Origin of the sequence: Scandinavium sp. NPDC088450, from assembly GCF_044900545.1 — a bacterium.
Classification (GTDB): domain Bacteria; phylum Pseudomonadota; class Gammaproteobacteria; order Enterobacterales; family Enterobacteriaceae; genus Scandinavium.
The window spans coordinates 1-15,454 of sequence record NZ_JBJDNI010000015.1 but is presented as its reverse complement, the minus strand read 5'-3'; the positions used below and the strand labels follow the sequence as shown (position 1 = coordinate 15,454).

The window sequence follows — 15,454 nt, the reverse complement described above, 5'->3', positions numbered from 1 at the left end:
CATCAAGGCACGGCGAATATCCGGCCCTTCCGGCATAATTCTGCCCTTAACTTTCCCCGTTCAACCGCCAGGCAAGCTGCTCCAGATAGCGACGCTGATCTTCGCGTGCCTTCAGCGCCTCTTCCAGGGTGCAAGGTACAAAGTGAATCGGCTGACCTAGCGGAATTTGCGCCAGTTGATACATATCGGCTTCGATAATGCAGGCTATTCGCGGATAGCCTCCGGTGGTTTGCGCATCATTCATCAGCACGATAGGCTGACCGTTATGCGGCACCTGCACCACGCCGGGTATCAGGCCATGCGACAGCAGCTCGCGATCGGTGGTACGCACCAGCGGTTGTCCTTGCAGGCGATATCCCATGCGGTTGCTCTGCGGGCTGAGCTTCCACGGCGCACGCCAGAAGTTTTCCTGCGAGGCGGTATCAAACTCATGATACTCCGGCCCCGGCAGCGCACGGATGCGATTCCCGCGCAGCAGCTGTTTGACCCCTTGCGGGCCAGTGAAGGTTCTTGTTGCTGGCAGCAGTTTGAGCGTATCGCCATCCTGCAACCGCCGCCCTTCCAGACCGCCAATACCGACTTTAAGATCGGTACTTCTCGACCCCAAAATCTCAGGCACATCAATGCCACCAGCCACCGCGAGATAGCTACGAATGCCGTGTAATGGGCGTTTAAGCACCAGCGTTTGCCCTGCCGAAACAGGAAGCCGCCAACCCGCCCACACAGCTTCGCCATCAAGCATGGCTTCACAACCTGCACCCGTAAGCGCAAACCAGCCATCCTGTTCGAACTGAACCGTCAGTTGCCCGAGCGTGATTTCCAGTGCAGCTGCTTCTGGCTCATTTCCCACCAGCAAATTCGCGGTGATCAGAGCAGGCTTATCCAGCGCGCCACAGCGACTTACGCCAGACTGACGAAACCCATTACGCCCGCCATCCTGCACAGAGGTATACAGTCCGGCACGAAGAATTTTCAGCATACGCCCTCCTTTTGCGGCACGAAGCGCACGGTATCGCCGGGCCGTAACAGAACAGGCTCAGACTGGCTGGCATCAAATAAGGCAAGCGAGGTATGGCCAATTAACTGCCAGCCACCCGGCGTAGTCAGCGGATAAATACCGGTCAGTTCACCGCCGATCCCCACGCTGCCAGCAGGAACCTGCACGCGTGGTTCAGCGCGGCGCGGCATCGCAAGCTTCGCAGAGAGTCCGCCGAGATAAGCGAAACCCGGCTGGAAACCGAGGAACCAGACCACGTAATCCGCTGAAGCATGAAGCTCCACAACCTGCTTTGGCGAAAGCCCGCTATGTTCCGCCACCAGCGGTAAATCCGGCCCCTGCTTTCCGCCGTAAATAACGGGAATATCGACGCGGCGGGAATCTGGCTCCAGCACTTCACTCTCTTCCCACCAGCGCTGCAAACGCTCGATGGCATCCAGCGCCAGCGCCTGCGGGTTACGCAGAATGACGGTAATGTTGTTCATCCCAGGAATGGCTTCCACCACTTCCGGATAGTCTGGCAGACGCTGAGTCAGTCGCCAGATACGTTTTTGACTTTCCAGCGTCACAGGCGGTTCAAGTTCCAGAACGACTGCCGTTTCACCTAACAGATAACAACGCGCTCGCTGCACTTTAACTCTCTCTCATCAGGCTGGGTTGGGGATATCAATAAAAGTCACATCCAGGTCGGTCGTTTCCGTCAGCCACTCGCTGAGGGCACGAATTCCCCCGCGTTCCGTCGCGTGGTGGCCTGCCGCATAAAAATGCAAACCTTGCTCGCGGGCAGAGTGAATAGTTTGCTCGGAAACTTCACCGGTAATAAAGGCGTCCACGCCGAAACGAGCCGCACTGTCGATAAAGCTCTGACCGCCGCCAGTACACCACGCCACACGGGTCACTTTCTCTGGCCCGGTGTCGCCGCACCACAACGGTTTGCGCCCCAGGCGAGCTTCAATCCATGAGGCGAGTTCCAGGCCAGAAACAGGCATAGACAACTCTCCCCACGGCACTAACGGTTCGATTGCGCCGCGAATATTAATGCCGAGCAGCGCTGCGAGTTGCGCATTGTTGCCAAGCTCGGGATGCGCATCGAGCGGCAGGTGCCAGCCGAAGAGGTTAATGTCGTGTGCCAGCAACGTTTTCAGGCGATTGCGCTTCATGCCGCGAATCACCGGAGACTCACCTTTCCAGAAATAACCATGATGAACAATGACGGCATCAGCTTCCAGACGCACTGCTTCATCCAGCAGAGCCTGACTTGCCGTCACGCCGGTGACGATTTTGCGGATCTCTTCACGCCCTTCAACCTGCAGCCCATTCGGGCCGTAATCGCTGAAGGTTGCGCTATTGAGTTTTTCATTAATCAGGTGTTCCAGTTCGCTGTTTTTCATCGTCACTCCAGACATACGTTCAATACTGAGGGATAACATAGCCGCCAGAGGGCCGCGCGTCGATAGCAGGTCTACAACGCTTTTGGCCCTTCCCGATTTTTCCCAGCAAAAACCGCTTAACGTCGCCCAGCACAATCGTGTATATTTATGCATTAGGACAGCATATAAATTAAGCATTCATGCTTAAAATCCATGGATAGCATAAAAGAAACGCATAATGCGGAATGATTATCTTCTGCAATTCTGGCAAGACTGAGAGCAACATGAAGACACCATCGTCACAACCACGCGCTATCTACTACGTGGTCGCACTGCAAATTTGGGAATACTTTAGTTTTTACGGCATGCGCGCCCTGCTGATTCTGTATTTAACTAATCAACTGAAATACAACGACAATCACGCCTACGCTTTGTTCAGCGCTTACTGCTCGCTGGTCTATGTCACGCCGATCCTCGGCGGCTGGCTGGCCGACAAAGTGCTCGGTAACCGGATGGCGGTAATGATTGGCGCCTTTTTGATGGCGGTCGGGCATCTGGTGCTCGGGGCCAGCGAAATCTCCCCGATGTTCCTCTATCTATCACTGGCAATTATTGTTTGCGGTTACGGCTTGTTTAAGTCGAACGTCAGCTGCCTGCTGGGTGAACTGTATGAACCGACCGATCCACGTCGCGATGGCGGTTTCTCACTGCTTTATGCTGCCGGTAACGTCGGGTCTATTATCGCTCCGATCGCCTGCGGCTACGTGCAGGAAGAGTACAGCTGGGCGATGGGCTTCGCGCTTGCGGCGGTCGGCATGCTGGCAGGTCTGGTGATTTTCCTGTGCGGTAATCGCCATTTCAGCCACACCGTTGGCGTGAACAAACCGGTGCTTCGCAGTAAGAGAGCTGGCTTGCCTGTCTGGGGTTGGTTGCTGGCGCTGCTGGTGGTGTCGCCGGTGGTGATCGCGGTGCTGTTCTGGAAAGAGTGGTCTCTGTATGCGCTGGTTGTCGCCACCGTTATTGGCCTCGCAATGCTCGGCAAAATCTACAAGAAAGCCGAGAACCAGAAACAACGTAAAGAGCTCGGATTGATTGTGGTTCTGACCTTCTTCAGCCTGCTGTTCTGGGCCTTTGCCCAGCAGGGCGGCAGTTCCATCAGCCTGTATATCGACCGTTTCGTTAACCGCGATATCTTCGGTTACGAAGTGCCAACGGCGATGTTCCAGTCGGTTAATGGCTTTGCCGTCATGATGTGCGGTGTCTTCCTTGCCTGGGTAGTCAAAGAATCAGTGACGGGTAACCGTGCTGTACGTATTTGGGGCAAATACGCACTGGGTCTTGGCCTGATGAGCGCCGGTTTCTGTATTCTGACCCTGAGCGCTCGCTGGTCTGCAAGCTTCGGCCACTCTTCCCTGCCGCTGATGGTGCTGGGGATGGCGGTGATGGGCTTTGCCGAACTGTTTATCGACCCGGTGGCTATGGCACAAATCACGCGCATCGAAATTCCAGGCGTAACAGGCGTGCTCACCGGGATCTACATGCTGCTTTCCGGTGCGATTGCCAACTATGTTGCAGGGATCATCGCCGATCAGACTTCACAAAGCTCCTTTGATGCCGCAGGCGCGATCAACTATTCGATCAACGCCTACATCGAGGTATTCAGCCAGATTACCTGGGGAGCGTTGGCCTGTGTCGGCATGGTGCTGGTCATTTGGCTGGGCCATGCGATGAAAGTCAGAGCCCGCCGCCTGGCACTGGAATCTTAAGCAATTCTTGCGGCTTCATAGGCCGCCAGCGTGTTCAACCGCGCCTGTTTGTGATCGACAATCGGGCGCGGATACTTCAGCTCAATCCCCTCTTTCTGCGCCCACTCCCACGGTGAATGAATCGCTTTACCCGGTACTGTTTTCAGCTCCGGCAACCAGCGGCGGATAAATTCACCTTCTTTATCGAATTTTTCGCCCTGCGTGGTTGGATTGAAAATCCGGAAGTACGGCGCGGCATCGGTGCCGGTTGAGGCAGCCCACTGCCAGCCGCCATTGTTGGCTGCCAAATCGCCATCAATCAGTTGCGAGATGAAATAGCGTTCGCCTTCCCGCCAGTCAATCAGTAAATCTTTGACCAAAAAACTGGCGACAATCATCCGCAAACGGTTATGCATCCAGCCTGTTTCATTCAACTGGCGCATGGCTGCATCCACTATCGGATACCCTGTATGACCTTCCTGCCAGGCTTTTAAGGCCTGAGAATCGTTTTGCCATTTGACGTTATCCGTCCAGCTTATGAACGGTTTGTGGCGGCATAGCTCAGGATGAAAGGTCATCAGATGTCGATAGAATTCACGCCAGATCAGCTCGTTGAGCCATACCGCACCTGCTCCACCTTCCAGCGCATCAGGGCATTCCGTTAGCAAACGATGCAGACACTGACGCGGGGAAAGTACACCGAGCGTCAAACAGGCAGAAAGCCGACTGGTTCCCTCTATTGCCGGGAAATCACGCTGTTGCTCATATTGAGCAGCGTGTTGTTGGCAAAAATGGCGCAATCTGGCGAGCGCACTTTTTTCATCCGCCGGGAAGTATTCCGGAACAAAAGCTTGCTGCGGGTAGTTTAGCGTGATGTTCGTTGCCGCGACTTCCTTCGCCTCACGCACGGCAGGTGCGCGAACACATTCAGGAAGTCCTTCCTTTAACCGCTTCAGATACGCATTTTTGAACGGCGTGAAGACTTTGTACATTTGATGATTGCCGGTCATCACGCTACCCGGCGGCAGCATTACGCTGTCGTCGAAGCCCTGGCAGACCACTTCTTTCAGCGTTTTTTCGACCAGTGCATCACGCTGACGTTCGTTGATTTCATACTGATAATTATAAAAAAGGTGTGTCACGTCCTGTTCAGCACAGAACCGGGTTAGCTCATCAACCGTCGCCGTAAAATCAGGGACTTCACGGAACAACAAAGGAATGCCTTTTTCAGCAAGGCCACTTTGCAGCGCCCGCAAATGAGCCTGCATAAACGCAGCCTGACGCGAGGCCATGTGATGTTGATGCCATTGTTGCGGCGTGGAGATAAACAGCGCGATAACGTTCGCCTTGTTATCGCGGCAAGCGGCGGCGAGAGCCAGGTTGTCATGCAGACGTAAATCCGTACGAAACCAGATCAGATGAGTGGGCATAACTCTCCAGTTAATGTCCGTAACGTAAACGTAAAGCCTCCGGCCACGGGTCGAAGTAACGCTGTCCGGCCAGGTAAGCATCAGGAAATTCAGCCATATAGTGTTTTAACAGCGTCACGGGCGCAAGCAGCGGTTGTGTGCCCTGGCGATACCTGTCAATAAGGCTTGCCAGCTCTTGCCGCTGACGGCTATTAAGCTGGTTACGGAAATAGCCCTGAACGTGCATCAATACGTTGGTGTGATTGCGGCGGGTGGCGGGATGGGCCATCAGCGCCATAAGGCGCAGACGATATTCGATGAAATACGCTTCCAGTGAAGACCACTCACCCATCGCGGCAACAAATCGCCCCAGTTCGCGGTAAAGCGGCTGAGAATGGGCCAACAGCAGTAATTTATAACGGCTATGAAAAGCCATTAAATCGCCGCGAGTCAGACCGCGCGCTCTTAAAGCATGCAGTTCGTGCAGCGCGTAAATACGTTCCACAAAGTTCTCACGCAGAACGGGGTCCTGTAACCGGCCATCCTCTTCCACCGGTAGCCAGGGCCAGGCCTCCATCAGCAGCTTAGTGTAAATACCTCGCCCCGCTTTGCGGTTGTTCTTGCCATCGGCTTCGTAAACACGCACCCGCTCCATCCCGCAACTGGGCGAATTTTTGCACACGATGTAGCCACACAGGTTTTCAAAACGAGCAATGCGATTTCGGGTAAATTCGTTCATGGCATCGGTTAAATCACCTTCGCTGCCATTGCTGAAGCGCAAATGCGGGCTACCCTGCTCATCTTTTACCAGCCGTAATGCGGGACGCGGAACGGGAAGACCGATGGCCATTTCCGGACAAACAGGCTCAAACGCCACCCACGGACTCAGCTCCTCAACGGCAAAAGTCAGGCGTTTGTGGCCGCCGTCAAAACGAACGTTTTCACCCAACAAACAGGCGCTGATGCCAACCGGGATTTTCTCTTTCATAGCAATTCCTCTCAGGCACATACAAGAAGTGTAGACGCCAGAGAACGAAAAAGGCCGCACAAGGCGGCCTGAGAGCTACTTGCCCGGTTGTGACGCGGAGACAGAATCAAGCACGGTTTGCTTGTCTGCCGCCAGCATCAGCGAGCCGGAAACAATGAACGCGATACAAAGCCAGCGTGTCATCATGCGGTCCTTGCAGCGGGCCGCTTCACCGTATTACCACCGGTGATAAACCGGTGAATGCAAGTTCCTGGACAGGAACTTTACGGTCATAAGAAAGCCTTTCCAGATACCGATGCCCATGTGCGAGATGGCGGAAAGGGCCGCCGTCATGATAGAGCTTTTTATTTCCATGAATACCATGCAGCCGATTTTTAAGAATTCATCAAGGTTGGTACCCTTGACCATTCACGAAAAGAGGCACAAAATCACCGCTCCTGGGCAGGAACTTTAAGTCTTCCCCAACGGACCGCGAATCCTGAGGGCATAAAAAAACCGCCACGTTTAACGTTGGCGGTTTTTTTATGCCTGCTTACGAATCAGTAAAAATCACAGGTCGCTTTTTCTGCTTGATCCATCCACACCGGTTTGTCGCTGGTTTTTGACCACACGCGGTGCAGGTAGCTGTAAAAACGCCCGCGATCTTTCCAGAACAGCATCACAGGTAAGGCCACGACCCCCGCCACGACGGCGAAAGTGCGGCGCATCAATACGATATGTGCAGGAAACTCTTTGTACATCATTTCTCTCCCCTTTCATGGCCGGCAATACGCGCCGGTAAAAATGTTATCTGGCTAAAAGAGTACCTGTTTGCGTGTAATTTTACTACTCATCCGACCACTTATTTTTGGTTATTTTATGCTTTTTTACATTCACGCCGTAACTTAGTTACAAAAGTGTTAAATTAAAACTAACCATGAGTTAACGCGTGGTTTTTAAGCATTTTTATACTTTTTTTACACCCCCCGCCGCGTTTTTTGCGAAATCTTTGCACCGAAAATCCTACCGTTACTGCAGATCATTAAACACCTGGAGGTGGACTGTGAGTGCAGGCGTGCTAACCGGCATCGTGCTGGTTTTCCTGTTATTGGGTTATCTCATTTATGCCCTGATCAATGCGGAGGCCTTCTGATGGCAGCGCAGGCGTTTTTACTGATAGCCAGTTTCCTGCTGGTACTTTTCCTTCTGGCTCGCCCGCTTGGTTCTGTACTGGCGCGGCTGATTGCCAATACCTCTTTGCCGGGTACGGCAACCCTTGAGCAAGGTTTATGGCGAGTGCTGGGCATATCTGCTCAGGAGATGAACTGGCGGCAATATCTGTTTGCCATTCTTTGGCTGAATATCGCAGGCGTCGCGCTGCTGTTTATGATGCTGATGTTCCAAAACCTGTTGCCTCTGAATCCGCAACACTTCGCCGGACTTTCCTGGGATCTGGCGCTGAATACCGCCATCAGCTTTGTCAGCAATACCAACTGGCAGGCTTATAGCGGCGAAAGTACCCTGAGTTATTTCAGCCAGATGACCGGCCTGGCAGTGCAAAACTTCCTGTCAGCTGCCACCGGCATCGCTGTGGTGTTCGCGCTGATCCGTGGTTTTTCACGCCACAGCACCGACACGCTCGGTAACGCCTGGAAAGACATTATTCGTGTGACGCTTTGGGTCCTGCTGCCACTCTCGTTGATCATCGCTTTGTTTATGATCCAGCAAGGTACTCTGCAAAACTTTCTGCCTTACCAGCACTTCACCTCGTTGGAAGGCGTGAAAGGCGTATTACCAATGGGACCTGTGGCTTCGCAGGAAGCCATTAAAATGCTGGGCACCAACGGCGGCGGTTTCTTTAACGCCAACTCCAGCCACCCGTTTGAAAACCCAACGGCTTTGACCAATGCCGTCCAGATGTTGGCTATTTTCCTGATCCCGACCGCACTCTGCTTTGCCTTTGGCGAAGCCGTCAACGACGGTCGTCAGGGACGCGCCATTCTGTGGGCCATGACCCTCATTTTCGTGGTTTGTGTAGTGGTGGTGATGTGGGCTGAACTCAAAGGCAACCCGCACTTCCTGCAACTGGGTGCTGACAGCGCCGCCAATATGGAAGGCAAAGAGAGCCGCTTCGGCATTCTGCAAAGCAGCCTGTTTGCGGTTATCACTACCGCGGCATCTTGCGGTGCGGTGAATGCCATGCATGACTCCTTCACCGCACTCGGCGGGATGGTGCCAATGTGGCTGATGCAGATTGGTGAAGTGGTGTTCGGCGGTGTGGGTTCCGGCCTGTATGGCATGCTGCTGTTTGTTCTGCTGGCGGTCTTTATCGCGGGCCTGATGATTGGCCGCACGCCGGAATATCTCGGCAAAAAAATCGACGTGCGCGAAATGAAAATGACAGCACTGGCGATTCTGGTAACGCCTGCTCTGGTCTTGCTCGGCACCGCGTTGGCCATGATGACGCAAGCTGGTCGCGCGGGGATGTTCAACCCGGGCATTCACGGCTTCAGTGAAGTGCTGTATGCCGTTTCTTCCGCCGCCAACAACAACGGGAGCGCCTTTGCAGGCCTCAGCGCCAACTCACCGTTCTGGAACTGTCTGCTCGGCTTCTGCATGTTCGTGGGTCGCTTCGGGGTGATCATTCCGGTAATGGCGATTGCAGGTTCACTGGTCAGTAAGAAAATCCAGCCTGCAAGCCCTGGCACCTTGCCAACCTGCGGCCCGCTGTTTGTCGGCCTGCTTATCGGCACCGTCATTCTGGTGGGCGCCCTGACCTTCATCCCTGCCCTGGCCTTAGGCCCGGTGGCTGAACATCTTTCTTCGTTATAAGTTTGCCGGAGACACGTATTATGAGTCGTAAACAACTGGCCCTGTTCGAACCCGCTTTGGTTCGCCGGGCGCTGATGGATGCCGTCAAAAAACTGAGCCCTGCGGTACAGTGGCATAATCCGGTGATGTTTATCGTCTGGCTGGGCAGCGTGCTGACCACTCTGCTGGCGGTCGCCATGGCGACTCGTCATCTGCCAGGAAATGCTGGTTTTACCGCGGCGATCAGCGTTTGGCTGTGGTTTACCGTTCTGTTCGCTAACTTCGCGGAAGCACTGGCGGAAGGTCGCAGTAAAGCCCAGGCCAACAGCCTTAAAGGCGTACAAAAAACGGCATTCGCCCGGAAACTGCGTGCGCCACAGCATGATGCACAAATGGACCACGTTCCGGCAGACGACCTGCGCAAAGGCGATATCGTGTTGGTCGAAGCGGGTGACATCATTCCCTGCGATGGGGAAGTGATTGAAGGCGGAGCATCCGTTGACGAAAGCGCCATTACGGGCGAATCGGCCCCCGTTATTCGTGAATCCGGCGGCGACTTCGCCTCGGTAACCGGCGGGACACGCATTCTTTCTGACTGGCTGGTGATTCGCTGTAGCGTGAACCCTGGCGAAACCTTCCTCGACCGCATGATTGCGATGGTCGAAGGTGCTCAACGTCGTAAAACGCCTAACGAAATCGCGCTGACAATCCTGTTAGTCGCCCTGACCATCGTGTTCCTGCTGGCAACCGCCACACTGTGGCCGTTCTCTGCTTATGGTGGTGTGGCTGTTAGCGTGACGGTTCTGGTTGCACTGCTGGTGTGCCTGATCCCAACCACCATCGGCGGTTTGCTTTCCGCCATTGGCGTGGCCGGGATGAGCCGGATGTTGGGCGCAAACGTGATAGCCACCAGCGGACGTGCAGTAGAAGCTGCCGGTGACGTGGATGTGCTGTTGCTGGATAAAACCGGCACCATCACGCTCGGCAACCGCCAGGCTTCAGAATTCCTGCCAGCGCCCGGCGTGGATGAGAAAACCTTAGCCGATGCCGCGCAGCTCGCGTCACTGGCCGATGAAACGCCCGAAGGTCGCAGTATCGTTATCCTCGCTAAACAGCGCTTCAATATCCGCACTCGTGATGTGCAGGAATTGCAGGCCACGTTTGTCCCCTTCACCGCACAAACACGTATGAGCGGGATTAACATCCATGACCGCATGATCCGCAAAGGGTCCGTGGATGCTATTCGTCGTCACGTGGAAGCCAACAACGGCCACTTCCCGCCGCAGGTTGATACGCTGGTAGAAGGTGTCGCTCGTTTGGGTGGCACACCGCTGGTGGTGGTTGAAGGCTCAACGGTGCTCGGGGTCATCGCGCTGAAAGATATCGTCAAAGGCGGCATTAAAGAACGCTTCGCCCAACTGCGCAAAATGGGCATCAAAACAGTAATGATCACCGGTGATAACCGTCTGACCGCTGCGGCCATTGCAGCCGAAGCAGGTGTCGATGATTTCCTGGCCGAAGCCACCCCAGAGGCAAAACTGGCTCTGATTCGCCAGTATCAGGCCGAAGGTCGCCTGGTGGCGATGACCGGTGACGGCACCAACGACGCACCAGCCCTGGCGCAGGCTGACGTGGCCGTGGCGATGAACTCGGGGACACAGGCGGCGAAAGAAGCCGGGAACATGGTCGATCTCGACTCCAACCCGACCAAGCTGATTGAAGTGGTGCATATCGGTAAACAAATGCTGATGACGCGCGGTTCGCTCACCACCTTCAGTATCGCCAATGACGTCGCGAAGTATTTCGCCATCATTCCGGCTGCGTTCGCCGCAACTTATCCGCAGCTGAATGCGCTGAATGTGATGCATCTGCACTCACCTGCTTCAGCCATTCTCAGCGCCGTGATTTTTAACGCGCTGATCATCGTGTTCCTGATCCCACTGGCATTGAAAGGCGTGAGCTACAAGCCCTTATCCGCGGCAGCAATGTTACGTCGCAATCTGTGGGTTTATGGTCTGGGCGGTCTGCTGGTGCCGTTTATCGGCATCAAAGTTATCGATCTGCTGCTGACTCTGTTTGGTCTGGTGTAAGAGGATATAAAAATGGCGACGTTACGCCCTGCTTTGTTGGTTCTGCTTTTTCTCACGGTGATAACAGGGGGCGTTTATCCTCTGTTGACGACAGCGCTTGGACAATGGCTGTTTAAGGATCAGGCCAACGGTTCGTTGATTTTACAGAATAATGAAATTCGAGGTTCACGCCTGATTGGCCAGTCATTTTCCGCCGCAGGATATTTTCACGGCCGCCCTTCCGCCACCGCCAATAGCCCCTATAATCCAGAAGCATCCGGCGGCAGTAACCTGGCGGGCAGTAATCCGGAGCTGGATAAAGAAGTGGCGGCGCGTATTGTGCAGTTGCGTAAGGATAATCCGCAGGCTGACAAGAAAGTGCCAGTAGAACTGGTGACAACGTCCGCAAGCGGTCTGGATTACAGCCTGTTACCGCAGTCCGTTATCTGGCAAATCCCGCGAGTGGCAAAGGCCCGCAATCTGCCAGAAGAAACGTTAATGAAACTCGTGTCGCAGTATACGCAGCAGCCGCTGGCAAGCTTTATCGGCCAGCCGGTGGTCAATATCGTTGAACTGAATATGGCGCTGGACGGCCTGAAAAAACCGTAAGGATTGAGCATGACCGACGAGCCCTTTCGTCCCGATCCCGACCGCCTGCTGGAGCAGTCCTCCGGCTGGCATCGTGGAAAGCTAAAAGTTTTCTTTGGCGCCTGTGCTGGCGTAGGCAAAACCTACGCGATGCTGAGCGAGGCACAGCGTCTGCGGGCGCAAGGGCTCGATATTCTGGTCGGCGTGGTCGAAACCCACGGCCGACAGGAAACCGCTGCACAACTGAAAGGCCTGGCGACTCAGCCGCGTAAACGTATTCATTATCGCGGACGTCAGGTCGAAGAGTTTGACCTCGATGCCGCCCTCGCCCGCCGCCCCGCACTGATCCTGATGGATGAACTGGCGCACACTAACGCTCCCGGTTCTCGTCACCCGAAACGCTGGCAGGACGTTGAAGAGCTGCTCGAAGCCGGGATTGATGTCTTCACCACCGTCAACGTTCAGCACCTGGAAAGCCTGAACGACGTGGTGAGCGGCGTGACAGGCATAAAAGTCCGTGAAACGGTGCCAGACCCGTTCTTCGATTCTGCCGATGAAGTGGTGCTGGTTGACCTGCCGCCAGACGATCTGCGCCAGCGCCTGCATGAAGGCAAAGTGTATATTGCCGGGCAAGCAGAACGGGCCATCGAACATTTCTTCCGTAAAGGCAACCTGATTGCCTTACGTGAGCTGGCGCTGCGGCGTACAGCCGATCGGGTCGACGATCAGATGCGCGCCTGGCGCGATCGCCAAGGGGAAGAAAAAGTCTGGCACACGCGAGATGCGATCCTGCTTTGTGTTGGCCATAGCGGTGGCAATGAAAAACTGGTTCGCACGGCCGCACGTCTGGCCGCAAAATTCGGCAGCGTCTGGCATGCTGTTTATGTTGAAACACCAGACCTGCACCGTCTGCCTGAACATCAACGCCGTAGTATTCTCGCAGCCCTGCGCCTGGCTCAAGAGTTAGGCGCAGAAACCGCCACGCTCTCTGAACCGGCCGAAGATAAAGCCATCCTGCGATACGCCCGTGAACATAATCTTGGCAAAATCATTATTGGGCGTCGCAGTCAGCGTCGCTGGTGGAGTCGCGAATCCTTCGCCGACAAACTCGCGCGCCGCGCGCCAGATCTTGACCTGGTGATTGTCGCGCTGGAAGAGAATCAAAACAGCATACCTTCGCGTAATGCTGACAGCCGTCCGTGGCTGGATCGCTGGCGCGTTCAGCTTCGAGGCTGCGTCGTTGCCCTGGCGCTTTGTGCCTTTATTACCCTGTTCGCCAGCCATTTCTTGATGGCTTTCGATGCCGCTAACCTGGTAATGCTCTACCTGCTTGGCGTGGTCATCGTGGCGCTTTTCTATGGTCGTTGGCCGTCAGTGCTCGCCACAGTCATCAACGTCATCAGCTTTGATTTGTTCTTTATCGCCCCTCGCGGCACGCTTGCGGTGTCGGATGTGCAGTACGTTCTGACCTTTGGCGTCATGCTTACCGTCGGGCTGGTTATCGGGAATCTTACTGCCGGTGTGCGCTATCAGGCGCGAGTTGCGCGCTATCGAGAACAGCGAACTCGCCATCTTTATGAGATGTCGAAAGCCCTGTCCACCGGACGCAACCAGCAAGATATCGCCCGTACCAGTGAACAGTTTATTCATTCAACCTTCCACGCTCGCAGTCAGGTTTTGCTGCCGAATGAAGACGGATATCTGGCGGCAATAACCGAAGGCAACGACATTACGCCTTGGGACGATGCCATCGCCCGCTGGAGCTACGATAAAGGCCAGCCTGCCGGAGCGGGAACCGACACGCTGCCAGGCGTGCCGTATCTTATTCTGCCGTTGAAAACCGCAGAGAAAACGCACGGCGTGCTGATTGTTGAACCGGGGAATCTGCGCCAGTTGATGATCCCGGAACAGCAGCGCCTGCTGGAAACCTGCACGTTGCTGGTTGCCAGTGCGCTTGAACGCCTGGCGCTGACCACCAGCGAAGAGCAATCGCGTTTAGCGAGTGAAAGAGAGAGTATTCGTAACTCGCTACTGGCAGCCCTTTCTCACGATTTGCGCACGCCACTGACGGTGCTGTTTGGGCAAGCAGAAATTCTGACACTGGATCTGGCGACGGAAGGGTCTAAGCATGCGCCGCAGGCCAATGAAATTCGTCAGCATGTGCTCAACACCACCCGCTTGGTGAACAACCTGCTGGATATGGCACGTATTCAGTCCGGTGGCTTTAATTTGCGCAGAGAATGGCTGACCCTGGAAGAAGTGGTCGGAAGCGCTATTCGCACGCTGGAGATGGGCCTTGGCGGTCGGCATATTCAGCTTGATCTGGGTGACCCGTTGACGCTTATCCATGTCGACGGCCCACTGTTTGAGCGGGTTCTGATCAACCTGCTGGAGAATGCAGTGAAATACGCAGGTTCTTCAGCCACGATAGGGATTGCCGCAGAATGTCAGCCACAAAGGCTAACGCTGGAAGTCTGGGATTCCGGCCCCGGTATCCCTGCTGGTCAGGAACAAGCAATCTTTGCTAAATTCTCGCGTGGACATAAAGAATCGGCTATTCCGGGCGTCGGTTTGGGTCTGGCAATTTGTCAGGCTATTGTTGAAGTGCACGGCGGCGAACTGCATGCCCATAACCGTCCGCAAGGCGGGGCGGCATTTGTGGTCACCTTACCGTTGCAAGCCCCACCGGAGCTGGATGAACTCGCTGAGGAACTGTGATTAACGTACTGATTATCGAAGATGAACACGCTATTCGCCGTTTTCTGCGCAGTGCGCTGGAAGGCGACGGCCTGCGCGTGCATGAAGCCGACACGCTGCAACGCGGGCTCCTTGAAGCGGCAACGCGTAAACCGGACCTGGTGATCCTCGATTTGGGGTTGCCCGATGGCGACGGCATAGAGTTCATCCGCGATTTTCGTCAGTGGAGCCAGGTGCCCATTCTGGTGCTCTCAGCCCGCGCCGAAGAAACAGATAAAATCACCGCGCTCGACGCCGGTGCGGATGACTATCTCAGTAAACCTTTCGGCATTGGTGAGCTGCAGGCGCGTTTGCGCGTGGCACTGCGTCGACATGGCAGCCAGGAACAGAATCAACCGCTGTTTAGCTTCTCAGAGATACAGGTGGATATCGCTAACCGCCGTATTCAACGCGCCGGAGAAGAAATCCATCTGACGCCCATTGAGTTTCGCCTGTTAGCAGTACTGCTGAATAATCACGGAAAAGTCCTCACTCAGCGCCAACTGTTAAGCCAGGTGTGGGGGCCGAACGCCGTGGAGCACAGCCACTATCTGCGGATTTACATGGGGCATTTACGACAAAAACTGGAGGTCGATCCGGCAAGGCCGAAACACCTTCTGACGGAGACCGGGATCGGGTATCGGTTTATGTTGTGATTGCCGGATGGCGCTACGCTTATCCGGCCTTGTATTATTCCTCTCGTGCAGAAAGAACCGGCCAGTTATTTCTGCCTGCAGTCCGGACGCCGTATCCGGCCTTAGA

At 55.0% G+C, this 15,454-nt stretch carries 13 protein-coding genes; 7 read left to right on the top strand and 6 right to left on the bottom strand.

What is annotated here, in order from left to right:
- Positions 1–46 precede the first annotated feature (46 nt).
- From pxpC to ACI2I2_RS14275, 3 genes are read right to left on the bottom strand one after another with little or no spacing between them, the layout of a single operon-like run.
- Positions 47–979: a 5-oxoprolinase subunit PxpC gene (gene pxpC / locus ACI2I2_RS14285; RefSeq protein ID WP_404658504.1), complete on the bottom strand. Its 933-nt coding sequence runs from the start codon at positions 977–979 to the stop codon at positions 47–49.
- Positions 973–1,629 carry a 5-oxoprolinase subunit PxpB gene (gene pxpB, locus ACI2I2_RS14280; protein WP_404658503.1) on the bottom strand — a complete coding sequence of 219 codons (657 nt, stop codon included), beginning with the start codon at positions 1,627–1,629 and terminating at the stop codon, positions 973–975. The genes pxpC and pxpB overlap by 7 nt, the downstream gene beginning before the upstream one ends.
- Before the next feature lie 15 nt (positions 1,630–1,644).
- The gene (locus ACI2I2_RS14275) at positions 1,645–2,388 is read right to left on the bottom strand and encodes a type 2 GTP cyclohydrolase I (RefSeq protein WP_404658502.1); all 744 of its coding nucleotides are present in this window, start codon (positions 2,386–2,388) and stop codon (positions 1,645–1,647) included.
- A 263-nt stretch (positions 2,389–2,651) separates the two neighbouring features.
- On the opposite strand from ACI2I2_RS14275, the gene dtpD reads away from it, so the two are divergent.
- On the top strand, positions 2,652–4,133 hold the full coding sequence (gene dtpD / locus ACI2I2_RS14270; protein ID WP_404658501.1) for a dipeptide permease DtpD: 1,482 nt from the start codon (positions 2,652–2,654) through the stop codon (positions 4,131–4,133).
- Here dtpD and phrB read toward each other — a convergent pair.
- The 3 genes from phrB to ACI2I2_RS14255 all read right to left on the bottom strand — a co-directional run bounded on the left by phrB (position 4,130) and on the right by ACI2I2_RS14255 (position 7,252).
- Positions 4,130–5,542 (bottom strand): deoxyribodipyrimidine photo-lyase, encoded by a 1,413-nt coding sequence (gene phrB / locus ACI2I2_RS14265; RefSeq protein ID WP_404658500.1) that lies wholly within the window; start codon positions 5,540–5,542, stop codon positions 4,130–4,132. The two genes, dtpD and phrB, sit on opposite strands and share 4 nt — an antisense overlap.
- Positions 5,543–5,552: 10 nt before the next feature.
- A complete protein-coding gene (locus tag ACI2I2_RS14260; protein ID WP_404658499.1) occupies positions 5,553–6,509 on the bottom strand; it encodes a YbgA family protein in 957 nt (318 codons plus the stop codon).
- A gap of 539 nt (positions 6,510–7,048) precedes the next feature.
- Entirely contained in the window at positions 7,049–7,252 is a 204-nt protein-coding gene (locus ACI2I2_RS14255) for a YbfA family protein (RefSeq protein WP_404658498.1), read from the bottom strand.
- A 299-nt stretch (positions 7,253–7,551) separates the two neighbouring features.
- Here ACI2I2_RS14255 and kdpF point away from each other — a divergent pair, with 299 nt between their 5' ends.
- From kdpF to kdpE, 6 genes are read left to right on the top strand one after another with little or no spacing between them, the layout of a single operon-like run.
- Positions 7,552–7,641, top strand: a complete 90-nt coding sequence (gene kdpF, locus ACI2I2_RS14250) for a K(+)-transporting ATPase subunit F (RefSeq protein ID WP_404658497.1) — start codon at positions 7,552–7,554, stop codon at positions 7,639–7,641.
- Entirely contained in the window at positions 7,641–9,320 is a 1,680-nt protein-coding gene (gene kdpA, locus ACI2I2_RS14245; protein WP_404658496.1) for a potassium-transporting ATPase subunit KdpA, read from the top strand. Before kdpF ends, kdpA begins: the two co-directional genes overlap by 1 nt.
- 20 nt (positions 9,321–9,340) lie before the next feature.
- Positions 9,341–11,389 (top strand): potassium-transporting ATPase subunit KdpB, encoded by a 2,049-nt coding sequence (gene kdpB / locus ACI2I2_RS14240; protein ID WP_404658495.1) that lies wholly within the window; start codon positions 9,341–9,343, stop codon positions 11,387–11,389.
- A gap of 12 nt (positions 11,390–11,401) precedes the next feature.
- Complete coding sequence (kdpC, locus tag ACI2I2_RS14235; protein ID WP_404658494.1) at positions 11,402–11,977, top strand: potassium-transporting ATPase subunit KdpC; 576 nt, start codon at positions 11,402–11,404, stop codon at positions 11,975–11,977.
- Between the two features lie 9 nt (positions 11,978–11,986).
- Positions 11,987–14,674 carry a two-component system sensor histidine kinase KdpD gene (gene kdpD, locus ACI2I2_RS14230; RefSeq protein WP_404658493.1) on the top strand — a complete coding sequence of 896 codons (2,688 nt, stop codon included), beginning with the start codon at positions 11,987–11,989 and terminating at the stop codon, positions 14,672–14,674.
- Positions 14,671–15,348 (top strand): two-component system response regulator KdpE, encoded by a 678-nt coding sequence (kdpE, locus tag ACI2I2_RS14225; protein WP_404658492.1) that lies wholly within the window; start codon positions 14,671–14,673, stop codon positions 15,346–15,348. The genes kdpD and kdpE overlap by 4 nt, the downstream gene beginning before the upstream one ends.
- The last annotated feature ends 106 nt before the right edge of the window (positions 15,349–15,454 follow it).